The 24,818-nt window shown below is 63.1% G+C and carries 22 protein-coding genes; 10 read left to right on the top strand and 12 right to left on the bottom strand.

All coding sequences use genetic code 11. The features are described 5' to 3' along the window. Positions 1–248: 248 nt before the first annotated feature. Both dnaK and dnaJ read left to right on the top strand, forming a co-directional pair. On the top strand, positions 249–2,174 hold the full coding sequence (gene dnaK / locus ABNP46_RS14460) for a molecular chaperone DnaK (RefSeq protein ID WP_349918707.1): 1,926 nt from the start codon (positions 249–251) through the stop codon (positions 2,172–2,174). Between the two features lie 112 nt (positions 2,175–2,286). Next, on the top strand, positions 2,287–3,423 hold the full coding sequence (dnaJ, locus tag ABNP46_RS14455; RefSeq protein ID WP_349918706.1) for a molecular chaperone DnaJ: 1,137 nt from the start codon (positions 2,287–2,289) through the stop codon (positions 3,421–3,423). Positions 3,424–3,506: 83 nt separating this feature from the next. On the opposite strand, the gene ABNP46_RS14450 is transcribed toward dnaJ, so the two are convergent. Beyond that, positions 3,507–4,235: an MgtC/SapB family protein gene (locus ABNP46_RS14450; RefSeq protein ID WP_349918705.1), complete on the bottom strand. Its 729-nt coding sequence runs from the start codon at positions 4,233–4,235 to the stop codon at positions 3,507–3,509. 224 nt (positions 4,236–4,459) lie between these two features. Further along, on the bottom strand, positions 4,460–4,831 hold the full coding sequence (locus tag ABNP46_RS14445) for a hypothetical protein (RefSeq protein ID WP_434476150.1): 372 nt from the start codon (positions 4,829–4,831) through the stop codon (positions 4,460–4,462). Positions 4,832–5,337: 506 nt separating this feature from the next. Between ABNP46_RS14445 and ABNP46_RS14440 the strand changes: the two genes are divergently transcribed. The 4 genes from ABNP46_RS14440 to ABNP46_RS14425 all read left to right on the top strand — a co-directional run bounded on the left by ABNP46_RS14440 (position 5,338) and on the right by ABNP46_RS14425 (position 9,228). Continuing rightward, a complete protein-coding gene (locus ABNP46_RS14440; protein ID WP_349918704.1) occupies positions 5,338–5,751 on the top strand; it encodes a YeeE/YedE family protein in 414 nt (137 codons plus the stop codon). 10 nt (positions 5,752–5,761) lie between these two features. Then, the gene (locus tag ABNP46_RS14435) at positions 5,762–6,181 is read left to right on the top strand and encodes a YeeE/YedE family protein (RefSeq protein ID WP_349918702.1); all 420 of its coding nucleotides are present in this window, start codon (positions 5,762–5,764) and stop codon (positions 6,179–6,181) included. Positions 6,182–6,265: 84 nt separating this feature from the next. Continuing rightward, entirely contained in the window at positions 6,266–7,282 is a 1,017-nt protein-coding gene (locus ABNP46_RS14430; protein ID WP_349918701.1) for a lipoate--protein ligase A, read from the top strand. A 251-nt stretch (positions 7,283–7,533) separates the two neighbouring features. Beyond that, complete coding sequence (locus ABNP46_RS14425) at positions 7,534–9,228, top strand: pyridoxal phosphate-dependent decarboxylase family protein (RefSeq protein WP_349918700.1); 1,695 nt, start codon at positions 7,534–7,536, stop codon at positions 9,226–9,228. A 74-nt stretch (positions 9,229–9,302) separates the two neighbouring features. On the opposite strand, the gene ABNP46_RS14420 is transcribed toward ABNP46_RS14425, so the two are convergent. From ABNP46_RS14420 to ABNP46_RS14385, 8 genes are all read right to left on the bottom strand, one after another. Beyond that, entirely contained in the window at positions 9,303–9,650 is a 348-nt protein-coding gene (locus ABNP46_RS14420; protein WP_349918699.1) for a copper-binding protein, read from the bottom strand. Between the two features lie 44 nt (positions 9,651–9,694). Then, complete coding sequence (locus ABNP46_RS14415) at positions 9,695–12,820, bottom strand: efflux RND transporter permease subunit (protein ID WP_349918698.1); 3,126 nt, start codon at positions 12,818–12,820, stop codon at positions 9,695–9,697. A 73-nt stretch (positions 12,821–12,893) separates the two neighbouring features. Further along, positions 12,894–14,387: an efflux RND transporter periplasmic adaptor subunit gene (locus ABNP46_RS14410; protein WP_349918696.1), complete on the bottom strand. Its 1,494-nt coding sequence runs from the start codon at positions 14,385–14,387 to the stop codon at positions 12,894–12,896. Positions 14,388–14,676: 289 nt separating this feature from the next. Beyond that, on the bottom strand, positions 14,677–15,105 hold the full coding sequence (locus tag ABNP46_RS14405) for a hypothetical protein (protein ID WP_349918694.1): 429 nt from the start codon (positions 15,103–15,105) through the stop codon (positions 14,677–14,679). Between the two features lie 218 nt (positions 15,106–15,323). Then, positions 15,324–16,130: an exodeoxyribonuclease III gene (gene xthA, locus ABNP46_RS14400; RefSeq protein WP_349918693.1), complete on the bottom strand. Its 807-nt coding sequence runs from the start codon at positions 16,128–16,130 to the stop codon at positions 15,324–15,326. A 103-nt stretch (positions 16,131–16,233) separates the two neighbouring features. After that, the gene (locus tag ABNP46_RS14395) at positions 16,234–17,196 is read right to left on the bottom strand and encodes an ion channel (protein ID WP_349918692.1); all 963 of its coding nucleotides are present in this window, start codon (positions 17,194–17,196) and stop codon (positions 16,234–16,236) included. A gap of 57 nt (positions 17,197–17,253) precedes the next feature. Further along, entirely contained in the window at positions 17,254–18,894 is a 1,641-nt protein-coding gene (locus tag ABNP46_RS14390; protein WP_349918691.1) for a response regulator, read from the bottom strand. 158 nt (positions 18,895–19,052) lie between these two features. Then, a complete protein-coding gene (locus ABNP46_RS14385) occupies positions 19,053–20,123 on the bottom strand; it encodes an FAD:protein FMN transferase (protein WP_349918690.1) in 1,071 nt (356 codons plus the stop codon). Between the two features lie 310 nt (positions 20,124–20,433). Here ABNP46_RS14385 and azu point away from each other — a divergent pair, with 310 nt between their 5' ends. Continuing rightward, positions 20,434–20,889 (top strand): azurin, encoded by a 456-nt coding sequence (azu, locus tag ABNP46_RS14380; protein ID WP_349918689.1) that lies wholly within the window; start codon positions 20,434–20,436, stop codon positions 20,887–20,889. A 94-nt stretch (positions 20,890–20,983) separates the two neighbouring features. On the opposite strand, the gene ABNP46_RS14375 is transcribed toward azu, so the two are convergent. Then, entirely contained in the window at positions 20,984–21,562 is a 579-nt protein-coding gene (locus ABNP46_RS14375) for a HutD family protein (protein WP_349918688.1), read from the bottom strand. A 284-nt stretch (positions 21,563–21,846) separates the two neighbouring features. Between ABNP46_RS14375 and ABNP46_RS14370 the strand changes: the two genes are divergently transcribed. After that, positions 21,847–22,830 (top strand): nucleoside hydrolase, encoded by a 984-nt coding sequence (locus ABNP46_RS14370; RefSeq protein WP_349918687.1) that lies wholly within the window; start codon positions 21,847–21,849, stop codon positions 22,828–22,830. An 85-nt stretch (positions 22,831–22,915) separates the two neighbouring features. Then, on the top strand, positions 22,916–23,245 hold the full coding sequence (locus ABNP46_RS14365) for a DUF3634 family protein (protein ID WP_349918686.1): 330 nt from the start codon (positions 22,916–22,918) through the stop codon (positions 23,243–23,245). A gap of 88 nt (positions 23,246–23,333) precedes the next feature. Here the strand turns inward: ABNP46_RS14365 and ABNP46_RS14360 are convergent, their stop codons facing one another. Then, a complete protein-coding gene (locus tag ABNP46_RS14360; protein WP_349918685.1) occupies positions 23,334–24,242 on the bottom strand; it encodes a LysR family transcriptional regulator in 909 nt (302 codons plus the stop codon). A gap of 119 nt (positions 24,243–24,361) precedes the next feature. On the opposite strand from ABNP46_RS14360, the gene ABNP46_RS14355 reads away from it, so the two are divergent. Beyond that, positions 24,362–24,805: a carboxymuconolactone decarboxylase family protein gene (locus tag ABNP46_RS14355; protein WP_349918684.1), complete on the top strand. Its 444-nt coding sequence runs from the start codon at positions 24,362–24,364 to the stop codon at positions 24,803–24,805. Positions 24,806–24,818 lie beyond the last annotated feature (13 nt).

Genomic DNA, 24,818 nt, shown 5'->3' with positions numbered 1-24,818 from the left:
CACCTGTGTCCGGGTTCGGGTTAAATCGGCACAGTTGATACAGTTTTTTCAAGCCGGGGCTTGAAGCGCGAAGTTGCGACCCCATATAGGTGACAAGGCCACGGCGGCATCCTCGATGGACCCCATTCAAGGGGTGACAAAATGTGATGCCGGGAGCTTGAAAGCCACAGTGGCAGGCCCCACCTAGCCGTTAACGTATTAAGGCGAGCCCCTCGCCAGTTTATTCAAAGTATTTGGAGATTCGTCAAATGGGTAAAATCATCGGTATTGACCTGGGTACTACCAACTCCTGTGTCGCTATTCTGGATGGCGATAATGCTCGCGTGATCGAGAACGCGGAAGGCGACCGTACTACTCCGTCCATCATTGCCTATGCCGATGACGGCGAAATCCTGGTTGGTCAGCCGGCTAAGCGTCAGGCCATCACCAACCCGAAGAACACGCTGTTCGCCATCAAGCGTCTGATCGGCCGTCGTTTCGAAGATGACGAAGTGCAGCGCGATCTGGAGATCATGCCGTACGCCATCGCCAAGGCTGACAACGGTGACGCCTGGGTTGAAGTGAAAGGCAAGAAGATGGCACCGCCGCAGATCTCTGCCGAAGTGCTGAAAAAGATGAAGAAGACCGCCGAGGATTACCTGGGCGAGCCGGTGACCGAAGCGGTCATCACAGTACCGGCCTACTTCAACGACGCCCAGCGTCAGGCTACCAAGGATGCCGGTCGCATCGCGGGTCTGGACGTCAAGCGCATCATCAACGAACCGACCGCCGCGGCCTTCGCCTACGGCGTGAACAAGGTCAAGGGTGAGCGCAAGGTCGCCGTATACGACCTGGGTGGTGGTACCTTCGATATCTCCATCATCGAGATCGACGAAGTGGAAGGTGAAACCACCTTCGAAGTACTGGCAACCAACGGTAACACCCACCTGGGTGGTGAAGACTTCGACAACCGCGTCATCAACTACCTGGTTGACGAGTTCAAGCGTGAGCAGGGCATCGACCTGCGCAAGGACCAACTGGCCCTGCAACGTCTGAAAGACGCCGCCGAGAAGGCGAAGATCGAGCTCTCTTCCGCTCAGCAGACCGACGTGAACCTGCCGTATATCACCGCAGATGCCACCGGTCCGAAGCACATGAACATCAAGGTGACCCGCGCCAAGCTGGAATCCCTGGTGGAAGACATGGTCAAGGACTCCCTGGAGCCGGTCCGTGTCGCCCTGAAAGACTCCGGCCTGTCCGTGTCTGAAGTGGACGACGTCATCCTGGTGGGCGGTCAGACCCGTATGCCGCTGGTTCAGAAGACTGTTGCCGACTTCTTCGGCAAAGAGCCGCGTAAAGACGTCAACCCGGACGAAGCCGTGGCCATGGGCGCCGCCATCCAGGGTGCCGTACTGTCCGGTGACAAGACCGACGTACTGCTGCTGGACGTCACCCCGCTCTCCCTGGGTATCGAAACCATGGGTAGCGTGATGACCGCGCTGATTGAGAAGAACACCACCATCCCGACCAAGAAGTCCCAGGTGTTCTCCACCGCCGAAGACAACCAGTCTGCCGTGACCATTCACGTGCTGCAGGGTGAGCGCAAGCGCGCCAGCGACAACAAGTCCCTGGGCCAGTTCAACCTGGAAGGCATCCGCCCGGCACCGCGCGGTCTGCCGCAGATCGAAGTGACCTTCGACATCGACGCCAACGGCATCCTGCACGTCTCCGCCAAAGACAAGGAGACCAACAAGGAGCAGAAGATTACCATCCAGGCCTCCTCCGGTCTGTCTGATGACGAGATCGAACGCATGGTGCGCGAAGCCGAAGCCAACGCGGCCGAGGACAAGAAGTTCGAAGAGCTGGTGCAGACTCGCAACCAGGCTGACGGTCTGGTCCACTCCGTGCGCAAGCAGGTTACCGAAGCCGGTGAAGCCCTGCCTGCCGACGACAAGACCAAGATCGAGACTGCCCTGTCCGAGCTGGAAAGCGCCATCAAGGGTGACGACAAGGCCGCCATCGAAGCCAAGCAACAGGCTCTGATGGAAGCGTCCCAGAAGCTGATGGAGATTGCCCAGCAGCAGGCCCAGGCGCAAGGCGCCGCCGGTGCTGACGCCGGTCAGGCTTCTTCTGCCAAGGCTGACGACGACGTGGTCGACGCCGAGTTCGAAGAAGTGAAAGACGACAAGAAATAAGCCACACCCAGTCGGGCGAAGCCACTTCGCCCGGCGGCTTGGTCGATGAATTTACGGGCGTTGGGTGACCAACGCCCGTCTGCGTAACTGCTGATATAGCAACAGGATGAGTATGTCGAAGCGCGATTTCTATGAAGTGCTCGGGGTGGCAAAAGGTGCCGACGAGCGCGAGATCAAGAAGGCGTACAAGCGTCTGGCGATGAAGTATCACCCCGATCGCAACCAGGGTGATGCGGCCGCCGAAGAGAAGTTCAAAGAGGTCAAGGAAGCCTACGAGGTCCTGACCGACGAGAACCTGCGTGCCCGCTATGACCAGTACGGTCATGCCGGTGTGGATCAGAGCCAGGGTGGCGGTCACGGCGGCTTCGGCGGCGGTGCCGATTTCGGTGACATCTTCGGCGATGTGTTTGGCGACATCTTCGGTGGTCGGGGTGGTGGCCGTCGTGGCCCGGCCCGTGGCTCCGACCTTCGCTACAACATGGAGCTGACATTGGAAGAGGCGGTGCGCGGGGTCTCCAAGGAGATCAAGATCCCGACCCAGGTCCACTGCGAGGTCTGCAACGGCTCCGGTGCCCACACCGGCAGCACGGCCCAGACCTGCCCGACCTGCCACGGTGCCGGTCAGGTGCAGATGCGTCAGGGCTTCTTCGCGGTGCAGCAGGCCTGCCCGCACTGTCACGGTCGTGGCAAGATCATCAAGGATCCCTGCCGCAAGTGTCATGGGGAAGGTCGCTACCAGAAGACCAAGACCCTGTCGGTCAAGATCCCGGCGGGTGTCGACACCGGCGATCGCATCCGTCTCTCCGGCGAAGGGGAAGCGGGGGAAGCCGGTGCATCGGCCGGGGATCTCTACGTACAGGTCCACGTCAAGGAGCACGAGATCTTCGTGCGCGATGGCAACGATCTCTACTGCGAAGTGCCCATCAGCTTCACCACCGCGGCCCTTGGCGGCGAGATCGAAGTGCCGACCCTGGATGGCCGGGTGAAGCTCAAGGTGACCGCCGAGACCCAGACCGGCAAGCTGTTCCGCCTGCGGGGCAAGGGCGTCAAGTCCGTGCGCTCCGGCCAGGTCGGCGATCTGATGTGCAAGGTGGTCATCGAGACTCCGGTCAAGCTGACCGACACCCAGAAAGATCTGCTGCGCCAGCTGGACGAGTCCTTCAGCGGCGCTGCCGCCAAGACCCACAAGCCCAAATCGGAAGGCTTCTTCGAAGGGGTGAAACGCTTCTTCGATGACCTGACCAAGTGATCACGCGAGTGATGTGAGAAAGCCGGCCCAGTGCCGGCTTTCTTTTTGCTTGTTTCCCGTGTTCCTCTCCGTTCGAGCTGCGCTCAATCCGTGGTACTGGTGCGCCAGAACACCTGCTTGATGCGGGGATGCTGGCCCAGGGTCTTCATCAGGGCGTCCAGCTCGTCGCCGTCGATGGAAGTGGCGAGCAGCACGGCGGAGATCTCCAGATCCTGCTCCCCGAACGGCTCGATATCGAGCTCGCTCAGGGGGTAGTTGGCCTGCTCCAGCTGCTGCTCCAGCCAGGGCAGCACCTCTTTCTGGTGGGTGCGGCGGATGAGGGCGGTGACGCGATAGGTCAGCTCGGTATCCTCGTTGTCCACCGGGTGGCGGTTGATCTGATTGACCAGAGGGCGCAGCAGGGTGTTGGCGGCCAGCACGAAGAGGGCGCCGAGTATGGCCTCCATGGCGAAGCCGGCACCGCAGGCGGCCCCCACGGCGGCCACCCCCCAGAGGGTGGCGGCGGTGTTGATGCCGCGGATGTTGCCCGATTCCCGCATGATGACGCCGGCGCCGAGGAAGCCGATGCCGGAGACGATATAGGCCACCACGTGGACCACGCCGTAGCTGCCCCCGTGCAGGTCATAGATGCGCTGGGCCAGATTGACGAACAGGGCCGCCCCCACGGCCACCAGCACGTTGGTGCGCAGGCCCGCGGTGCGCTGTCGGTACTGGCGCTCCAGCCCCACCAGGCTGCCGAGCACGAAGGCCAGCAGCAGACTGGCCAGGGTATCTGTCAGGGCCAGCAGGTCAAATTGTTGCCACATTCTCATGGCGTACTCCTCTTGATGACGATGGCCTTCGAGATGGCAGATGAAACACCTGTCATGTGCAGAGTGAAAGACAGACCCGTGCGTGGAAGGCCATCATGGCAGATGAAAATGTTGCACGGATCGAGGCAGCCAGCACCCAGGGTGGCTGGCCGTGAATGATGAGAAGGCCCCCGGCACCCGGGGGCTTGCGACGCTTCTCTGCGCCCTGACGCCTGAGTCCGGGATCAGGGTCCCGGGCGTAGCTCCCAGCGTACCGGGTGGCTGAGCCCGGCCTGGTGCACGAACTGCACCAGGTAGCGGCGCTGGGGCGGGGTGCAGTAGAGATCCAGTACCAGCTCCCGTCCCCCGTCGCGTCCCGGTCTCATGGATTGCGAGGGCACTAGCCCCGCTGGTTGCAGGGTATGAGCCACCAGCGCCAGTACGGGGAGCATGTCGGCCCGGCCCTGGCAGCGGATCCGCAGCCGGTAGTGCTGGGATTTGGGTTTTGTCAGCCTGCGTGACAGGGCAGCGAGCCCCAGCTTGTCGAGCAGGGTGTGAGCGCGGCGCACGGCAGTGCGGGCGGGCATTGAAGCAAAACGGGTTGAAACAAAACGCATAGCAGCCTCCTTGTGGGAAGCAGAAACTATGCAGGCAAGGTGTCCGGTGCTTGCAGCCGGTCACTTGACGTCAAGTGTAAAAAGAGAAAGGGAGGAGATGCTCGCCTCTCGCGGGGTGCGAGGCGCGGCAGAACGATTGCTGCGGCTAGCTCGCGACCTGGCTGCCGACGCCCATGGCCGGCTTGCTACTGTCACTTGATGAGTTGCCCACTGATGGTCTCCGCTGTGAATGAACGGCAAGATGGTACAGATCCGGGCCGCCAAGGTAAAGGATGGGGGCGGCGCAGCAACATCTGGAAACACCTTTCCGGTGCCTGGCGTTGTTGGTGCCAACTCCCGGCCGGGCAGAGAGCCTGGCCTCGATGGTGGCCGTAAATTAGATATTGCTAATGTTGGGTGCGGCGATAGAATGGCTTGCATTAGCGATATCTAATTAAACGGCAGGGCCCGCTCCGCCAGCGTTGCGAGCGGAGCGTGCCCCCATTTCCCTCAGGCAGGAGAGTCCCATGTTTGAAAGCCAGTGGTTGTTTGCCCTCGGGGGCGGCATGTTGATCGGTGTGTCCGCCCTGCTGCTGATGCTGGTCAACGGCCGGGTGGCCGGGATCAGCGGCATACTGGCGGGGGCACTGCAGGAGCGGGGAGGCTGGCGCTGGCTGTTCCTGCTGGGACTGGCCGATGGTGCCCTGCCGGCCTTCGCCCTCGGCTGGGCCAGCCTGCCGACCCTGGCGGTGCTGCCCCCCTGGCCCAGGGTCGCCTTGGCGGGTCTGCTGGTGGGGGTAGGCACCCGTCTTGGCAACGGCTGCACCAGCGGCCACGGCATCTGCGGGGTGGGGCGACTGTCGCGCCGCTCCCTGGTCGCCACCCTCGTCTTCATGGCGACCGCGGTGCTCACCGTGTTTGTCAGCCGCCACCTGCTGTGAGGAAGTCACCATGGAACGTTTGACGAGCCTGCTCTGTGGCCTGCTGTTCGGGCTGGGTCTTGCCCTCTCCGGCATGGTGGATCCCGCGAGAGTGCTGGGTTTTCTCGATCTCGCCGGAGCCTGGGATCCCAGTCTGGCCTTCGTGATGGGGGGCGCCCTGCTGGTGTTCATGCCGGGGTACTTCCTGTTGATACGGCCTCGCCGCCAGAGCCTGTCGGGGGCTCCCATCGCCGATGTGCCCGCACCGACCCTGGATGGCCGCCTGCTCGGTGGAGCCGCCCTCTTTGGCATCGGCTGGGGCATGGCAGGCATCTGCCCGGGGCCGGCCCTGGCGCTGGTCACCGCTGGCCAGCCCCTGATCGGGCTCTTCGTCATCGCCATGGTGGTGGGGGTGCTGCTGGTGGACAGGGGCTGGCAACGGGCTCCTTGATCCCGGTATTCCCGCGTGGGCAGGGCCCATCTTCCGGCCCGAGGTGGTAGTATCGGGCTCCCATACTCCGAACAAGGCTTGCCCATGCTCCCTCTGCGCCTGCTCATCTCCGACTCTCACGATCCCCTGTTCAACCTGGCGGTGGAGGAGTGCATCTTCCGCCAGATGGATCCGCGCCAGCGGGTGCTCTTCCTGTGGCGCAACGCCAATACAGTGGTCATAGGCCGTGCCCAGAATCCCTGGAAGGAGTGCAACACCCGCCGTATGGAGGAGGACGGGGTGACCCTGGCCAGGCGCAGCAGCGGCGGCGGCGCCGTGTTCCATGATCTCGGCAACAGCTGCTTCACCTTCATGGCGGGCAAGCCCGGCTATGACAAGAGCATCTCCACCGCCATCGTGCTGGATGCCCTGAAGCGGCTGGGGGTGGAGGCCTTCGCCTCCGGTCGCAACGATCTGCTGGTGGCGACCCCGGACGGGGATCGCAAGGTATCGGGTTCGGCCTATCGGGAGACCCATGATCGCGGCTTTCACCACGGCACCCTGCTGCTGGACGCCGATCTCAGCCGCCTCGCCAACTACCTGAACCCGGATCCGAAGAAGCTCGCGGCCAAGGGCATCACCTCGGTGCGCAGCCGGGTCGCCAACCTGAGCGAACTGCTGCCGGGAGTCGACCATGAGCGGGTGAGTGAGGCCCTCCTTGAAGCCTTCTTCGCCTATTACGGCGAGCGGGTTCAACCCGAGCATATCTCCCCCGAGCGGCTGCCGGACTTGCCGGGCTTTGCCGAGACCTTCGCCCGCCAGCGCAGTTGGGAGTGGAACTTCGGCCATGCGCCGTCTTTCAGTCATCAGCTGGATGAGCGCTTCGGCTGGGGCGGGGTGGAGCTGCACTTCGATGTGGAGAAAGGGGTCATCGGCCGGGTGCAGATCTTCAGCGACAGCCTGGATCCCGCACCCCTGGATGCCCTGGCCGAGCGGCTGCCCGGCATCGCCTATCGGCCGGAGGCCATCGGCGCTTTGCTCAGCGAGCTGCAGCAGGCGTTTCCTGGGCAGACGGCCGAGCTGGCCGAGCTTCAAGGCTGGCTGGTGGCGGCGCTGCGCTAAATCGGGCCGGTGCCAGGTGCTGAACCCGGGGCTGCATCAGGCCTGCCGGGTTACTCGCCCCGGCGCGGCATCACGGCGGGTGAGAGCGGGATCACGAAACGGTCACGGGCCGGGGACGGCCCCTTGCAGCCAGCCCTTGCCCTGACTGGGGCATGATAAAAAGTAGGGCAGGCCATTAGTTATTGTCGCTGTTTCAAATGCAGCCCTGCGGGTATAACCGGACCCATCGTTGCAGTCCAAATGGTATCAACATGAGTGACCTGGTTTATCTGAAAGATGACGGCGTCAACGCCGTCTCCCCCGCCTTCGCCGCCCGCTTCGCCACCGTCAAGGCTCACTACTTCTCCCGCAATCCCGAGCTCTGGCCGGTGTTTCGCGAGCCCGGTTTCGCCACCCTCAACGAGTTTCGCGCCCGCGGCCTTGCCCCGGATGCGCGGCTGAACGCCTGGCCGGATGGCCACGCCCGCCTCGCGGATCTCTGCGAGACCATGCCGGTGCCGCAAGCCATGCGCGCGCCGGGCGAGCCCATGACCGAGCTCTTGTTCGCCGGGGCCCTCTCCAAAGACTGGGAAAACCCCGCCAGCGTGGAGAACGTCATCACCATGTCGGCGGATCCCGCCATCTATGGCGCCCAGATGGGCATTCTCGCGAACCCGAACCTGGTCTATTCCGAGTACGCCGGGGTGGCGGAAGAGCTGGAGAAAAAGGTGGTGCGCCAGATAGCCCTGCTGGCGGGGTACGATCCCGAGCGTGCTACCGGCATCTTCACCCAGGGGGGGACGTTCTGTAACCTCTACGGCTACCTGCTCGGCATCCGCAAGAGCCTGCCGGAAGCCAAGCACAAGGGGCTCGGCCATTATCAGGACTACCGCATCATCAACTCCCAGGGCGGCCACTACTCCAACATCACCAACCTCTCCCTGCTCGGGGTGGACATCGAGAACAAGACCATCCGCATCCAGGTCGGCGAGAACAACGACATCGATCTGGTGGATCTCGAGCGCACCCTGACCGCCTGCTTTGCCCTCAAGCACGTGGTACCCACCATCATGCTCACCATGGGCACCACCGATACCTTCGGGGTGGATCAGGTCAAACCCGTGGTGGCACTGCGGGATCGGCTGTGCGAGCGCTTCGAGGTGGCGGTCAAGCCCCACATCCACGTGGATGCCGCCATCGGCTGGTCGATGATCTTCTTCCTGGATTACGATTTTGCCGCCAACCCGCTCGCCATCAACGCCGCCACCCTGGCCGGGATTGAGCGCAACGTGGCGCGCTTTGCGGAGCTCAAATACGCCGACTCCTTCACCGTCGACTTCCAGAAGTGGGGCTATGTGCCCTACACCTCCAGTCTGGTGATGATCAAGGAGCAGGACGATCTCAAGGCGATGGAGAACGATCCGGAGAACTTCTCCTACTTCGAGCGGGACATCCAGGGTCAGACCCACCTGCAGTCCACCATCGAGTGTTCCCGCGGCGCGAGCGGCCTGTTCGGCGCCTATGCGGCCCTCAACTACATGGGGGTGGAGGGCTATCGCACCGTGCTGGCTCACTGCCTGCAGAATGCCAACTACTTCCGCTTCCGCCTGAGCCAGCTCGGCAACGTCAAGCTGGTGGCCCAGGAAAACCAGGGGCCGAGCGTGGGCTTCAAGATCTACAACCCGGAGTGGGTGCAGGATCCGGAGGCCGAGTTCGCCTTCGAGCTGGCCCGCAGCACGGATGCGGCCTACAAGGCACGGCTGCAACGCAACACCGACTATCACCGCAACCTGTTCAAGCATCGCGGCAAGGTGGGGCTCTACACCAACTGGGTGGAGGCGGTGGCCCACTCCGAGTATGACGAGCGGGGCAAGTACTCCTATATCGCGGGGGAAAAAGCGGTCTTCATGAACCCGGCCTGCAGCCGGGAGCAGATCGATGCCTTCATCGAACATATTCGCGGCTGATATCACCACATCTTGTGATGTCAGAAAGAAAAACGGCGGGATAATCCCGCCGTTTTTATTGCTTTGGGCAGCCGTTACTGCTGCTGCATCATGGTCACCGTCAGCTTGCCGGCCGGATTGGCGGCATGGAAGTTCACCGCATCCCCGGCCTTGAACCCCTCCAGCAGGGCGGGATCCGCCATCCGGAACACCATGGTCATGGGGGGCATCTTGAGGTTGGTGATGGCCTCGTGCTTGATCCCCACCTTGCCGTTCTCGCTGTCGATGCGGGTGATGATCCCCCGGGTCATGGTCATGTCCCCCATCTCCTTGTCCGCCATCTGGGACATGTCGTGCCCCTCGTGGTTCATGGTCATCTCGGCCTGGGCCTGAAGGGAGGCGAAACCGAGCAGGAGGGTCAGGGTCAATGTTTTGATATTCATGATGTTTTCCTTGTCATTCAATGGGTCTGGATAGTGAGTTCGGATCATTGGGCATCGCTTTGCGCCCGTTCCACGGCGCGGCGTCGCCACAGATAGAAGGCCGCCGGCAGGACCAGCAGGGTGAGCACCAGGGCCGTCACCATGCCGCCGATCATGGGGGCGGCGATGCGCTGCATTACCTCGGAGCCGGTACCCTGGCTCCACATGATGGGCAACAGGCCGGCGATGATGGTCACCACCGTCATCATCTTGGGTCGCAGGCGCAGGGCGGCCCCCTGGATGACGGCATCGTGCAGGCCCTGCAGGGTGGGCTTGCCGCGGGCGACGAGATCGTCCCAGGCGTGGTTGAGGTAGACCAGCATCAGCACGCCGGTTTCCACCGCCACCCCGGCCAGGGCGATAAAGCCGACCCCCACCGCCACCGAGAGGTTGAAGTCCAGCAGCCAGACGGTCCAGATCCCCCCGACCACGGCGAGCGGCAAGGTGATGAGGATGAGCAGCACCTCCTGGAAGCGGCGGAACGCGAGATAGAGCAGCAGCACTATGATGGCGAGGGTCAGGGGCACCACGTAGGCCAGACGTGCCTTGGCCCGCTCCATGTACTCATACTGCCCGGACCAGGTGAGGGCGTAACCCGCCGGCAGCACCAGCTGCTTGTCCACCTCGGCCTTGGCCTCGGCCACGAAGGATCCTATGTCTCTGTCCCGGATATCCACGTAGACCCAGCCGTTGAGACGCGCGTTCTCGCTCCTGAGCATGGGGGCCTCGTCGCTGATATAGACCCGGGCCACGTCCGCCAGGGCGATGCGCTCGCCTTTGGGGGTCACCAGGGGCAGCAGCTCCAGGCTTGCCACCGAGTCGCGATAGCTCTGGGGATAGCGCAAGTTGATGGGATAGCGTTCGCGCCCCTCTATGGTTTGGCCCACGTCCATGCCCCCCACCGCGGTGGCGAGCACCGCCTGCACCTCGGCGATGTTGAGGCCATAGCGCGCCGCCTTCAGACGGTCTATATCCACCTTGACATAGCGACCGCCCGCCACCCGCTCGGCGTAGACGGACGATGCTCCCTGCACCTTGCCGACGATCTGCTCCAACTGTTGGCCTATCCCCTGAATGATCTTGAGGTCGGGGCCCGCTATCTTGATGCCCACCGGCGTTTTGATACCGGTGGCCAGCATGTCGATGCGGGTCTTGATGGGAGGCACCCAGGCGTTGGTGAGACCGGGGAAGCGGATGAGGGAGTCGAGCTCCTCTTTGAGCTTCTCCGGGGTCATGCCCGGGCGCCACTGATCGCGGGGCTTGAGCTGTATGCTGGTCTCCATCATCACGAGATCGGCGGGATCGGTGGCGGAGTCGGCGCGGCCCGCCTTGCCGAACACGTTCTGTACCTCGGGCACGGTGCGAATGAGCTTGTCGGTCTGCTGCAGGATCTCCCGCGCCTTGCCCACCGAGATGTTCGCCGCCGTGGTGGGCATGTACATGATGTCCCCCTCATCGAACGGCGGTATGAACTCGGAGCCCAGATAGTGCAGCGGCCAGAAGCCCACCACAGTCACCACCAACGCCGTGACGAGGGTGGTCTTGGGGCGTGCCAGCACGGCATTGAGTAGCGGAATATAGCCATTGCTCAGGCCCCGGTTCAGCGGGTTGGCCTGCTCGGGCAAGACCCTGCCGCGGATGAAGTAGCCCATGATGACCGGTACGAGCGTGATGGAGAGCCCGGCCGCCGCCGCCATGGCGTAGGTCTTGGTGTAGGCGAGCGGGTGGAACATGCGTCCCTCCTGGGCCTCCAGGGCGAACACCGGCAGGAAGCTCATGGTGATGATGAGCAGGGAGAAGAAGATGGCGGGGCCCACCTCGATACTCGCCTCGACGATCACCTGCCAGCGGTTCTTCTCGTTAAGCTCTGTGCGCTCCATATGCTTGTGGACGTTCTCTATCATCACGATGGCGCCATCCACCATGGCACCGATGGCGATGGCGATGCCGCCAAGGGACATGATGTTGGCGTTGATCCCCTGCAGGTGCATGACGATGAAGGCGACCAGGATGGCGATGGGCAAGGAGATGACCACCACCAGGGAGGAGCGCAGGTGGAACAGGAAGGCGAGACAGACCAGCACCACCACGGCGAACTCCTCGATGAGCTTGCCGGAGAGGTTGTCGATGGCGCGGGCGATGAGATCCGAGCGGTCATAGACGGTGACCACTTCCACCCCGTCCGGCAGGCTGGACTTGAGCTGGGCGAGGCGGGCCTTGACCCCGTCTATGGTGTGCTGGGCATTCTCGCCGTAACGCATGACGATGATGCCGCCCACCACTTCCCCCTCGCCGTTGAGCTCGGCGATGCCACGGCGGCTCTGGGGGCCGGTGATCACCTCCGCCACGTCACCGAGCAGCAGGGGGGCGCCCCGCACGCTGGTGCCGAGGGGGATCTGTTTCAGATCCTCGACGCTCTTCAGATAGCCGTTGGAGCGCACCATGTATTCCGCTTCCGCCATCTCGATGACGGAGGCACCGGTCTCCTGGTTGCCCATCTCGATGGCGGTCTGGATGAGGGAGAGCGGGATGCCGTAGGCGCGCAGCTTGTCCGGATCCACCCGCACCTGATACTGGCGCACCATGCCGCCCACGGTGGCGACCTCGGAGACCCCGTTGACCGTCTGCAGCTCGTACTTCAGAAACCAGTTCTGCAGGGAGGTGAGCTCGCTCAAGTCGTGCTTGCCGGTTTTGTCCACCAGGGCGTACTGGTAGACCCAGCCCACCCCGGTGGCGTCGGGGCCAAGCTGGGGCTGGGCAGAGGCGGGCAGGCTTGGGGCCACCTGGCTCAGGTACTCCAGCACCCGGGCCCGGGCCCAGTAGAGATCGGTGCTGTCGTCAAACAGCACATAGACGAAGGAGTCGCCGAAGAAGGAGTAGCCGCGCACCGTGGTAGCCCCCGGCACCGCCAGCATGGCGGTGGTGAGGGGGTAGGTGACCTGATCTTCCACCACCTGGGGCGCCTGGCCCGGGTAGGAGGTCTTGATGATCACCTGGACGTCGGAGAGATCCGGCAGGGCGTCCACCGGGGTCTGTTTCACCGACCAGAGCCCCCAGGCGGTGATCATGAGGGTCAGCAGCAGCACCAGGAAGCGGTTGCCGACGGACCAGCGAATAATCGATGGGATCATGATGTGGCTCCTCGCTCAGGGCCCGCGGGTGGCTGGGAGGGCTGACCGGTAACGCAGCGGATCAAGGCAGGGCTCATGATTTGTCCCCCATGTCGTGCTGGCTGTGATCCATGCTCTTCATGTCATCGTTGGCAGGGGCGGCTTTGTCAGCATCCTCGATATGAACGTTGACGATCTTGTACTCATCCCCTTCTTGTTCCACCTGCAGATGCAGGCTCTGGCCCTGTTTCAGCTGGCTCATGTCGACGTCCTCGGCGACGGTGAAGTCCATCTCCATGGCGGGCCATTGCCACTCGGGGATGGGCTGGTGGGCGACCCCCAGGGTGCGACCGGCAAGGTCCACCGCCTGGATCTCCCCCTGGGTCCAGATCTGCTGGGGCCGTATCGCGGTCATGCGCTGGAAGTCGGAGGTGATGCTGGATTCGGAGTCGAGCAGGAACTGGGCCGAGGAGACGATGCGATCGCCGGGTTCGACCCCCTCCAGGATGGCCACCTTGTCACCAAACTGGGGGCCCAGGGTCACGGCCACCGACTTGAAGTCGCCATCCGCCAGGGCCAGCACCAGCCGGTTCTGGCTGCCGGTACGGATCACCGCTTCGCTCGGAACCAGGTTCTGGGGAGCGCCGTTGCCGCTTCGGATACTCACCTTGGCGAACATGTTGGGTTTCAAGAACTCGTCCGGATTGTCAAAGCGCAGGCGTACCTTGAGGGTTCGGGTCTGGGCATCCAGGGTGGGATAGAGGTAATCCACCTTGCCCTGCCACTGGCGGCCGGGGGCATAGTCCAGGGTCATGGTGACGGGGTCCCCGACCTTCAGCTGGGCGGCCTGGCGTTCGAACACCTCGGCGCTGACCCATACCTGAGAGAGGGTGCTGATGTTGAACAGGGGGGCGGCGGGCTCCACATACTGGCCTTCGCGCACTTTCAGCTCAGACACATAGCCGCTGCTCGGGGCGTAGATGCGGATGGTCTCCTGCACCTGGCGGCTGCGCTTGAGGGCGGCTATCTGATCCGCCGGCACCTGCAGGGATTTCAACTTGCCCTCGGCGGCGCGCAGCAGCAGGGGGTTAGTGGTGTTGAGCGCCAGCAGGTACTCGTGCTGGGCATTCACCAGATCCGGGGCGTAGAGATCGTAGATGAAGCTGCCCTTGGCCACCTTCTGCCCCTCGTTCTTGATGGCGAGGTTGCGGATCCAGCCCGCCATGCGGGCGTTGATGGCCTCCAGCCGCTCCTCGTCATAACCCACATAACCCACGGTCTCGATCTGCTGGTGGACGGGCAGCCTTTCCACCGCCGCGAGCCGCACTCCCAGGTTCTGCTGGATCTGGGGGTTGATGGTGACGGTGCCGGGCGACCCTCCTTGTTTCTCTTCATAGACGGGAATGAAGTCCATCCCCATGTTGTCCTTGGCGGGGCCATCGCGTTTGTCGCGCGGATCCATGGGGTTGACCCAGTAGAGGGGGGTCTTCTCGGCGCTGGCGCCCTGTCCTAGACGGGTGGCGGCCAGATAACCGCCGCCGGCACCGATGGCGAGCAGCAGGGCACAGAGGATGAGGTTCTTGTTCATGGCTGCCTCCCCGCAAGAGTCGGGCAGGTGGCGGGAAGACCCGCAGGGCGCCGTGGCGCGGCAATCTTGGCTGATGACATGGTACATCTTCTCTTCTGACGAGCCGTCAGGCCGGGCCGGGATCCGCCATGTTCGATAGCCGGGCCTGACAAGGGCCGACGGGAATGGAGAGCGGGATCGCGGTTGGCAGACCTGGTTGGCAAACGGGATGCCAGCGACATAATCGACTGGTACGGATTGCTTTAGGCGATGGACATGCCATCACGCAGGCTAGCGGTAGAAGATGTTTCTAATGGCGCAGCACAGAGAGCATCAGATGCCGTCTGGGCCAGGAGGGAGGGTGGGCACCGCGCAGGCGCAGCAAGGGGTTGCGCAGCCACTGATCCAGGGCGAGGAGATCCCCGAGGCGTGGCATCAACAACAGGGGCAGGGCAAAGAGGATCAGCAGGGCGGCTAGCAAGGGCAGGCCGGCACCGCCAGCACTGAGGCCGCCGTGCATCTGGCAATCATCCTGACTCTGGGGGCTGGCTTGGCTGTCGTGGCAGGCAAGGCTCTGCATGGCCGCGAGTTCCCCGCCCATGGAGGCGGACATCCCCATGGCGGCCCCGTCGTCGGGGGCGGCGCCGTGCCAGCTGATGCAGAGGGTCAGATTGCACACGAGCACCAGCGCCAGCAACAGCCGGGCGATGAGCACAGTGGGCAATCTCGATGACAGCATGGACAACTCCCATAAACGTTGGGGCGAATGTAAACCTTACTAAAGGGGTAAGGTCAAGGGGGCCTTGCGCTCAAGAGGTGGAAAGTCGTGGCGACGCACCGTGAGGGCGAGCCATGGGGGCGAGATGTCCCTGCCTGGGCTCTGTTGCAACAAACAAGGCACCCCAGGGGTGCCTTGTTTGACGAGTGTGGCGTCTGTCAGCCAGAGAGGATCTGGTGTCAGGCGAAGCAGGTCCAGATGGGGGCGTGATCCGAGGGTTTCTCGATGCCGCGCAGCTCGTAGTCGATGCCGGTCTCGGTCACGGTGTCCTTGAGAGCATCGGATGCCATGATGAGATCGATGCGCAGGCCCCGGTTCTCGTCAAAACCCCGGGAGCGGTAGTCGAACCAGGAGAAGCGCTTGCACTCGGTGGGGTTGGCGGCGCGGAAGGTGTCGGTCAGGCCGAAGCCTTTCAGGCGCTCCATCCATTCCCGCTCGATGGGCAGGAAGGAGCACTTGCCGTCCCGCAGCCAGCGCTTGCGGTTCGCCTCGCCGATGCCGATGTCCAGATCCGTGGGGGAGATGTTCATATCCCCGATCAGCGCTATCTGGTCGCTCGGGCTGTGGTGGGTCTCGAGATAGTGCTGCAGATCCTCGTAGAACTTCTGTTTGGCCGGGAACTTGGTCTCGTGATCCTGGCTCTCCCCCTGGGGGAAGTAGCCGTTCATCACCTTGATGATGGAGCCGTCTTCCCGCTTGAAACTGGCCATGATCATGCGGCGCTGGGCATCTTCCTCATCGGTGGGGAAGCCCTTTTGCACCTCGATGGGGGCCTGCTTGCTCATGATGGCGACCCCGTAATGGCCCTTCTGGCCGTGGAACGCCACGTGATACCCCATGGCCTCCACGTCGGCTACCGGGAAGGCCTCGTCGTGGACCTTGATCTCCTGCAGGCCGATCACATCCGGCTGATGCTTGTCGATGATGGCTTGCAACTGATGAAGACGGGCACGCAGGCCATTGATATTGAAAGAGATGATCTTCATGTCGGGATGCTCATGTCGTTTTTATTAGTGGCTATTGAACTCGGGATCCGCCCCGGATGCAAGTGCGGGGCGGGCCAGAGGCCAGTCCCTGAACAGTGGCGGGTCAACGGGTCATCTTCTTGACAAACACCACCACGAACAGCGCCAGCGTGAAGCTGCCGGTGAAGGCCTCGAAGGCGGCGACGATCCGCGACAGGCCTACGGGGGTGAAGTCCCCATAGCCGAGGGTGGTGAAGGTCACCACGCTGTAGTAGAGGCACTCGAGCAGGAAGAAGGCGTTCTGCTCGAGGCTCGCCTGTGGCTGGTAGATGAGATGATTGCCGCTGAAGCTCAGGCCAAAGAAGAAGTAGAAGATGCTGCAGATGAAGATGAGCAGCAGGGAGAAGAGCACCACCCGCATGGGGGCCTCGCCGTAGCCGCAGAAGAGATCCACTATCCAGGAGGCGAAGCGCTGGTAGGAGCAAAACGGCATCTGCAGGCGGCGCATGGTGAGCTCCTGCTGGATGTAGCGACCGGACATGGTGAAGATGCCCTGGGCCTCTGAGGCTTTGCGCAGATCCCGGTAGGTCTCTTCCGCCTCCTTGAACCAGACGCGGGCCTGGGCTGGATCCCGCTCGCGGCGCCCCTTCCTGTCCTGCATCAGCCGCTTGCCGGTATCCAGGTTGTCGAGGCGGGTGTTCTTCCAGCGGATGCCGAGCAGGTTCACGTCGTGCAGCTCGGCGCAGTGCAGGTTGGCCTCGCTGAGGTCGGCCTTCATCAGGCTGCCGCCGTGAATCCTGAGGCCGTAGAGGTGGGCGCCGCGCAGATTGGCGCGATAGAGGTTGCACTGCTCCAGCAAGAAACCCTGGGGACCTTGCTTGTTCACCAGGTTGAGGTCAGCGAGCTCGGCCCTGGCCAGTTGCAAGCCGTGGCACAGACCCCCCTGGCGCACATAGTTTTCCAGCGCCTGAAGGGTGCCGGGGGATTGATGATCCCCCTTGGGGTCGTGCCAGCGGCACAGATCCTGATCTCCCGCCTCTTCGCTGCAGTGGCGGCCATCGGCCACCAGATACCGGCACATTGCCATGCTGTCCTCTCCCTCGCTGAACTGGTATCAGCATAGGTGAGGGGGGACGGGAGGCGCTTAGTTGAGCTGGTTATATTCCTGGCGCAGCTTGCGAAAACGCTCCTGCTGGGCGGGATTCAAGGGAATGCCTTCCAGCACCTCCAGGGTCTCCCGGCACTCGGCGCCAAATTCTGGACTCTTGCGGTTCTTCTGCATCAGTTGCAACAGCACCTGGATCTTGTTGAGGGCCGCCCCGGTGTTGGCCGGGGTGCGGCGCAGGGCCTCGCGAAAGTGGCTGAGGGCCTGCTCCAGCTCTCCACCCTGATAGGCCTTGATCCCCAGCTCGTTGAGCTGCTGGTAGCGCTGGCGGCGCTCCTGCACCGTCTTGTCATCCCGGGTAACCTGGATGCAGGTGGTGAGCAGCCTGTCTTCATCCTCCGCTAGCAGGGCCTGCAGACTCTCGGCGTACTCGAACTCGCCGAGCTGATAGAGCGCCAATATGGTCTCTCCCAGCAGGGCGGGGGGCATGGTCTCGGGTTGATCCAGCCAGTTCTGGTTCGCGCGGTAGAGCATCTTCTTGCCCCTGAGCAGTTCACCGAGGGCGATCTGCACCCTGGCCTGGCAGATCTGCTCGAACACCGGGTAGTTGAACTCCGCCATCATCAGGGAGTCGCGAATGCGGGACAGGGCCGAATTCACCTGCTTTTGCAGGTTGGCGATGTGGTAACCGTCGTTGCTGTTGAGGGCATAGAGGGTCAGGGTCTGGATGTAGGCTCCCAGATAGTGCGGGGTGCGGTGGATGGAGTTGCGGGAGAGATCGATGAGGGAGAGCAACACATCCTTGGCCTGACCGTAGTCGTGGCGCAGCAGGCAGACCTCGGCCAGCCGGCGGGAGAGCTGGACGGACTGGGGGGAGATGTCCACCGCCCGGCGCAGCTCCTGCTGGGCCAGATCGCTGTTGCCGAGGGCGAGCTGGGACTCCGCCAGCCAGAGGTAGGCCTCCACCATCAACGGGGCATTTTTCAGGGTCACCTGCAGGTGGCTCACCGCCTCCTCATGCAGCGCGAGGGTATGGCAGGCCTTGCCAAGGGTGAGCCGGGCCCAGCTGTTCTCCTGTCCGGCCAGCAACTGGCGCATCAGGCTGCGGGCTTCCCTCGCCTGACCGAGCTTGAGCTGGGTGTTGGCCTGCAGACAGCGGCAGAAGTTGGCAAAGCGGGGCACCCGATCGGCCTGGGCGGCGCACGCCTCAATCAGGGCCGGCAGATCATCCTGGGTGAGGGCGGTAAAGACGCTCTCCAGGGCCTGGCGGCGGGCGAGGGCGCGCTTCAAGCGAAACGAGAACTGCTCCTGAGAGAAGGGCTTCATCAGGTATTCGTCGGGTTCGGCCTCGAGGGCGCTCAGCACCATGGCCCGGGAGCCGTCGCTGCTGACCATGATCACCACGCTCTGGGGCGGAATGAGCTTCTGATCCCGCAGACTCTCCAGCAGCTGGCGACCGTTCTCCCCGCTGCCCAGCTCATAGTCCAGCAGATAGATGTCGAAGGTCTCTTTCTGGCAGCGGCGTCTGGCCTCCTCGGCGGAGTTGATGTAGGTGATGCGATTGATGCCGATGTTGAGCAGCATGGCCTTCATCATCATCTGGAAGGAGCGCTGCTCGTTGACCAACAGTATGCGTCTGGGCTTGGGCTGGGCTTTTTTCTCTGGCTCGGGAGTCTGCATCTGTCTGGATCAGGGCGCTGGGATGGGATGAGGGAAGTGTGCCACCAAAGCCCGCAGACAGGCAATCCGGCGGCGCAATTGCCCGTGTCGTCCCTCACAAATCCGTGCCTTGCCGGCAGGAAAGTGCGCAACTGGAGCTGTGGTTGGCCCCGTCTCGCTCAGGAAACGGGCTTGGTGGCGCCGGTTTGCGGCTTGGCGGAGAGATAGGGGGCAAACTCCGGGGTGTATCTGGCCTCGAAACCCTGCTCCGTCTTGACGATGAGGTAGACGGCCAGATGATGGCGACGCGCGAAGCTCATGGCCTGCTCGGGCCCCATCACCATGAGCGCCGTGTCCAGGGCATCGGCCTCCAGGGTGGTCTTGGTGATGACGCTGGCGGAGACCAGCTTGTGGGTCACGGGTTCGCCGGTGGCGGGATCGATGATGTGGGAATAGCGCCTGCCGTCCAGCTCGTAATAGTTGAGATAGCTGCCGGCGGTGCTGAGCCCCATGCCGTTGGGGGTGACGACGTCTTCGATGGTGCCTGGCTTGCCTGAGGGTTCGACGATGGCGACACGCCAGGGGTTGCCCTGGCTGTTGTGGCCCTTGCTGCGCACGGCCCCCGCCACCTCGATGAGGTAGTTGTCGACCCCCTTGCGCTCCAGTAGCGCGGCAATCTCGTCAGACGCAGCCCCTTCTCCCAGGGTGGAGAGATCGAGGTAGAGGTCCGCAATGCGCTTGGTGAGCAGGAAGTGATCCCCCTGTGGCGTCAGACCCAGTTTGTCGATGCCGACCCGCTCGCGGGCACGGACTATCTGCTCGGGGGAGGGACGTTTGACCGGGCGTTTGTCCGGCCCGAAGCCCCAGAGGTTGACCAGGGGCCCCACGGTCACATCTAGCTTGCCGCCGGTAAGGTGACCGACATCGATGCCTTGTTGCACGATCTTGGCCATGGTGGCCGGGATTAGGGTGGGGGCGTTGGCCGGTCCCAGGTTGAAGCGGGAGATGAGGGAGTCCGGATCATAGGTGGAGATCTCCTTGTTCATCCGGGCCAGCAGAGCGTTGACCTCTTTTTGCAGCGCAGGCTTTCCACCCGGGTAGGTATCCGTGATGGTCACCACGAAGTAGGTGCCCATGGTATTGCCCTGGATTCGCGTCTGGGTGGGGCTCGGCTGGCAGGCACTGAGCAGCAGCATCAGGGCCAGCAGGGCACCGTGGCGAAGGGGGGAAAGCGGTGCGGAAAACGACATCGACTACGCTCATAAGCAATGAAATCCGGGCGGGCAGCTTAGCCAACCCGGTCCGTGCTGACGAGTTTATTGCCCGCTCGGGGCGGAAAATAATTAACCGGTGTGGCACTCTGATCAGAAAATGCTGTCGCACGGTGGCCGAGAATGAGCCTCAGACGAGTGACCTGGTCCGCAGCTTTGAGCAAAAGCCATCGTCGATTGATGACAGTCCGGTAGAATGAAGATCGATTACGACAGCATCTTTGCCCATCGCCGAGGCGAGTCTGCAGGCAAGCGTGTTGCCATCCATAGCCAATCGAAGGAGAAGATGATGAAAAAGGCCATTACCCTGCTGTTTCTTGGTTCACTGACCGCCCTGGGCATGGTTGCACCGGCCCAGGCAGACGAATGCGCCCTGGCGATTGAAGGCAATGATGCCATGCAGTTCAACCTGAAGGAGATGAGTGTTCCGGCTACCTGCAAGGAAGTGACCATCACCTTGCACCATTCGGGCAAGATGCCGGTGACGGCCATGGGGCATAACTGGGTGCTGTCGAACACCGCCGATTATCAGGCGGTCGCCACCGCAGGCATGAGCGCCGGCGCCGATCACGACTACCTGCCCAAGGACGATGCCCGTATCCTGGCGCACACCAAGCTGGTGGGCGGTGGCGAGAGCACCAGCGTCACCTTCAAGACCGAGGGGCTGGCGGGCAAGGATCTCACCTTCTTCTGCTCCTTCCCCGGCCACTTCGCCATGATGAAGGGTACCTTCAAGGTGGGTTAAGCCGCCTGGCGTTTGACGATGCCGATAAAAAGCCGGGTTCTCCCGGCTTTTTTGTCTCTGGCGTTCGGTGCTAGCAATCAGGGCAACGCCGCCTTCAGCCTGCGGCCTGCGCCTGCTCGCTGGCTTGCAGGGTGAAGAAGGCGATGGTGGTCTTCTTCTGGCACTCGAAGCGGATGCTCTCCTCCCCTGTGATGACCAGGGTTTCATTGACCGCCACGGCTTTGCCATCAACCTCCAACTGGCCGCTCAGCAGGTGGCAGAGATAGGTCTTGTCCGCCTCCAGCGTCAGGCTCAAGGTGAAGGGGAGGTTGAGCACCCGCAGGTTGGCGCTGATGCGCTCGGGGTCATAGATAAGCCCCAGATCCATCACCTCTTTTTTCAGCAACTCGCAGTGGGTCTCGTCGTCACCGCTGAAATGGGCGGCCTCATGGGTGGCATAGGGGTGGCCGTTGAGCACGAAACCGGCGCCGCTGATGGGCAGCAGGATGCGCTGATAACCGGGGAACTTAGAGAACGGGCCCGGCCCCTTGATGGGGGCTGAGCTCAGGCGGTAGTCAAAGTCGAGCTTCTCCAGGCTGCTCCCTTTGGGGGCGATGAGGATCTGGGCCGTGGTGCCCTGCTTGTTCTTCCAGGGCATCTTCAACTGGTCAGACTCTTTGATCAGGGTGATCACTGTGGGCCTCTTTGTGGCAATCAAGGGATGAGGCCAAGTGATACCATCCCGGCCGCGGCCCCACAAGGCGAGCCGCCATCGGGCCCGTCCGGTTGGCCATTTACTGGACAATGGCGGGAAGAAGGGGAGCAGTTTCGGTGGTCGGTGTCCTCCTGATGGCGCTGGATTGAGCAATCTGTCGCCAACTCCGGGCCTTGTTCCCATGAAACCCCGAGGCTGTGATGGCGACGCTGTTAAAGCGCTCTCGACTCGCTACACTGGCAGCTTCGCTGTATGGAGGCACCATGACTCACAAGATCATTCTGGATACGGATCCCGGCATCGACGATGCCATGGCAATACTGTTTGCCGAGGCTCACCCCGCCATCGAACTGATGGCCATCACCACGGTATTTGGCAATGCCACCATCGAAAACGGCACCCACAACGCGCTCTGGCTCAAGCAGCAATATGGCATGAAGGCCGACGTGGTCCAGGGCGCCGCGGCGCCGCTCAAACGCGAGCCGGTCGGCCCGACCACGGTGGTGCATGGCCCCACCGGCTTTGGAGATGTGCAGGCCGGAGAGGTGAGCATCAAGGCGGACGCTCGCCCCGCCTGGCAATACATCGTCGAGGCGCTGAAGGCGGCGCCCGGCGAGATCACCCTGGTGACCATTGGGCCGCTGACCAACCTGGCGCTGGCGCTCGAAGCGGCCCCCGAGATCACCGGGCTGGTGAAAGAAGTGGTCGTGATGGGCGGCGCCTTTGGCGTCAACGGCCATCGTGGCAATGTGACCCCCTATGCGGAGGCCAATATTCACGACGATCCCGAGGCGGCGGATCGGGTGTTCACCGCCGATTGGCCCGTGGTGATCATCGGGTTGGACGTGACCCAGCAGAGCTTCTTCAGCAGCGCCTATCTGGACGCCCTGCGCAGCGAAGCCGGGGAGCCGGGCCGCTTCCTGTGGGATGTGAGCCGCTTCTACCTGCGCTTCTATTCCGAGCGCATCGGCCTGGATGGTTGTCACGTGCACGATCCCTCCGCCATCGCCTATGTCATCGATCCTGCCCTGTTCACCCTGCGGGAAGGGCCGGTGCGGGTCATCAGTGAGGGGCCGGCCATCGGCCACACCCTGCAAAAATTCGATGGCAAGTCCCATCCCCACGACGAGTGGGCCGCCTGTCCTGCCCAGCGGGTCGGGGTGGCGGTGCGGGATCAGGCGCTGCTGTCACTCTATCGGGAGACGCTGGTGGCCTGGGGCAAGGGTCGCCAGGGCGGCCAGCGGTGATGGGCAAAGCGTGATGCTCCCCCGATAATCGGCCGCCGGCGAGGCCTATACTGAGGCCATCAATGGGATACAAGGAGAAGCACGGATGGCCTGGTTGTCTTTGGTGGTGGCGATAGCCCTGATCTGGTGGTTGATGAAGCTGGGGCGCGGCGCCCTGTTCGAGATCCGGCTCGCCCCCGGCAAGGTGGTGGTGAAGCGGGGCTCCGTGCCGCCGCGTTTCCTGACGCAGGCCAAACAGGTGCTGCAGCATGACCCGGTGCGCGGTCGCATACTGGGGCAGCGGGATGGCAACGGGGTACGCCTCGTCTTCTCCCGCTCCATTCCTGAGCCCGTGGCCCAGCGGCTGCGCAACATCTTCCCCTATGGTGATTATCGCGGTCCGGCGCCGAGTCCGGATGGGCGTAAGTCCCACTGAGCCCGGCTGCCGCCACTCACTCTTTCAAATGCTGACTACGCCGGGCCGCTGCCCGGCGTTTGCTTGTTGGCGGGTTGGCGTTTCACCCTCAACGGGGCCCCTGCAGGGGCTTCATCACCTCTATCAGGAAGTCGATGAAGGCGCGGGTCTGGGGTTTCAAGAAGCGTCCGCCGCGAAACACCGCATAGATCTCGTCGTGACGATCCTCGTAGGGAGATGCCTGCCAGTCGGGCAGGACGGGCAGCAGGGACCCCTCGTCCAGTCCTTGCTGCACCATCCAGCTCGACAGCAGCAGCAGGCCGCAGCCCGCCTTGGCTGCGCACAGCAGCGGGGTACCGCCGATGGAGGTGAAATTGCCCTGCACCGCGACCCGCTGACGCTCGGCCCCCTGCTGAAAGTGCCAGTGCTGTCGTTGCCGACCCTGACCGCGGATGAGGCAGTTGTGATTGGCAATGTCGCCGGGGTGGGCCGGTTCCCCATGGGTTGCCAGGTAGTCGGGGGAGGCGACCAGCAGGGTACGATTCGCCAGCAGGCGGCGGGCGTGCAGGCCGCTGTCGAGAGGACGTCCGATGCGCACGGCCAGATCCACGTTCTCGGCGTCGAGATCCACCAGCCGGTTGTCGAGCTCTATCTCGAGGCGCACGCCGGGATAGCGGGCGAGGAAGGCGGGCAGCCGGGGGGCCAGCCAGGCGGCACCGAAGCTCTCGAACACGGACACCCGCAGCCCCCCTTGCGGCGCACCGGACAGGGGCTGGAGGGACTGCACCAGCTGATCCGCCTCCTCCAGCAGGGGGAGGGAGCGGGTGAGAAAGTATTCCCCCTGATCGGTCAACACCAGCTGGCGGGTGCTGCGCTTGAACAGCGGCACACCGAGCTGCTGCTCCAGACCGTCGATGGTGCGGGTGACCGAGGAGGGGGCCAGATTGAGGGCGCGGGCGGCGCGGGAGAAGCTGCCTGACTCCACCACCTGGGCCAGGATACGGATGCGATCCAGCATGACTCATCCTTTGCGTTTAATGCAAAACTGTTGCCGATTACGGCCATATTCTATTCATCTGAATGATAGTGGACAATGCCCTCATCGCCCATGGGGGTGCTCATCGAAGGAATCTTGTCATGTCCCACCGTATCCAGCTTGCCACCCAGATCCCCGTCGCCATCCAGGCCATGCGAGGATTGGAAACCTATCTCGGCACTACCGAGATCCCCCCCGCCCTCAAGGAGCTCATCAAGATGCGAGCCTCCATGATCAACGGCTGCGCCTACTGCATCGAGATGCACGGGGCGGTGGCACTGAAGCAGCAGGAGAGCCCTCAGCGGCTGCTGGCGCTGGCTGCCTGGCGGGAATCCCCGCTGTTCGACGAGCGGGAGCGCGCCGTGCTGGCCCTGACCGACGAGGTGACGCTGATCGCCGAACAGGGTCTCAGCGAGGAGAGCTATCAGCGGGGGCTGATCCTGCTCGGAGAGACCCTGCTGGCCCAGTGTCTGATGCAGATCATCACCATCAACGCCTGGAATCGGGTTGCGGTCGCGACCCGGATGGAGCATGCCCACGACTGACATCAGATGTCAT

This window comes from Aeromonas veronii (genome assembly GCF_040215105.1).
Lineage (GTDB): Bacteria > Pseudomonadota > Gammaproteobacteria > Enterobacterales > Aeromonadaceae > Aeromonas > Aeromonas veronii_G.
This window is presented reverse-complemented; position numbering and strand designations above follow the sequence as displayed.

Coding starts and splice junctions, on each gene's coding strand:
- dnaK (WP_349918707.1), top strand. CDS start 249: ATGGGTAAAATCATCGGTATTGACCTGGGTACTACCAACTCCTGTGTC.
- dnaJ (WP_349918706.1), top strand. CDS start 2,287: ATGTCGAAGCGCGATTTCTATGAAGTGCTCGGGGTGGCAAAAGGTGCC.
- ABNP46_RS14450 (WP_349918705.1), bottom strand. CDS start 4,235: ATGAGAATGTGGCAACAATTTGACCTGCTGGCCCTGACAGATACCCTG.
- ABNP46_RS14445 (WP_434476150.1), bottom strand. CDS start 4,831: ATGCGTTTTGTTTCAACCCGTTTTGCTTCAATGCCCGCCCGCACTGCC.
- ABNP46_RS14440 (WP_349918704.1), top strand. CDS start 5,338: ATGTTTGAAAGCCAGTGGTTGTTTGCCCTCGGGGGCGGCATGTTGATC.
- ABNP46_RS14435 (WP_349918702.1), top strand. CDS start 5,762: ATGGAACGTTTGACGAGCCTGCTCTGTGGCCTGCTGTTCGGGCTGGGT.
- ABNP46_RS14430 (WP_349918701.1), top strand. CDS start 6,266: ATGCTCCCTCTGCGCCTGCTCATCTCCGACTCTCACGATCCCCTGTTC.
- ABNP46_RS14425 (WP_349918700.1), top strand. CDS start 7,534: ATGAGTGACCTGGTTTATCTGAAAGATGACGGCGTCAACGCCGTCTCC.
- ABNP46_RS14420 (WP_349918699.1), bottom strand. CDS start 9,650: ATGAATATCAAAACATTGACCCTGACCCTCCTGCTCGGTTTCGCCTCC.
- ABNP46_RS14415 (WP_349918698.1), bottom strand. CDS start 12,820: ATGATCCCATCGATTATTCGCTGGTCCGTCGGCAACCGCTTCCTGGTG.
- ABNP46_RS14410 (WP_349918696.1), bottom strand. CDS start 14,387: ATGAACAAGAACCTCATCCTCTGTGCCCTGCTGCTCGCCATCGGTGCC.
- ABNP46_RS14405 (WP_349918694.1), bottom strand. CDS start 15,105: ATGCTGTCATCGAGATTGCCCACTGTGCTCATCGCCCGGCTGTTGCTG.
- xthA (WP_349918693.1), bottom strand. CDS start 16,130: ATGAAGATCATCTCTTTCAATATCAATGGCCTGCGTGCCCGTCTTCAT.
- ABNP46_RS14395 (WP_349918692.1), bottom strand. CDS start 17,196: ATGGCAATGTGCCGGTATCTGGTGGCCGATGGCCGCCACTGCAGCGAA.
- ABNP46_RS14390 (WP_349918691.1), bottom strand. CDS start 18,894: ATGCAGACTCCCGAGCCAGAGAAAAAAGCCCAGCCCAAGCCCAGACGC.
- ABNP46_RS14385 (WP_349918690.1), bottom strand. CDS start 20,123: ATGTCGTTTTCCGCACCGCTTTCCCCCCTTCGCCACGGTGCCCTGCTG.
- azu (WP_349918689.1), top strand. CDS start 20,434: ATGAAAAAGGCCATTACCCTGCTGTTTCTTGGTTCACTGACCGCCCTG.
- ABNP46_RS14370 (WP_349918687.1), top strand. CDS start 21,847: ATGACTCACAAGATCATTCTGGATACGGATCCCGGCATCGACGATGCC.
- ABNP46_RS14365 (WP_349918686.1), top strand. CDS start 22,916: ATGGCCTGGTTGTCTTTGGTGGTGGCGATAGCCCTGATCTGGTGGTTG.
- ABNP46_RS14360 (WP_349918685.1), bottom strand. CDS start 24,242: ATGCTGGATCGCATCCGTATCCTGGCCCAGGTGGTGGAGTCAGGCAGC.
- ABNP46_RS14355 (WP_349918684.1), top strand. CDS start 24,362: ATGTCCCACCGTATCCAGCTTGCCACCCAGATCCCCGTCGCCATCCAG.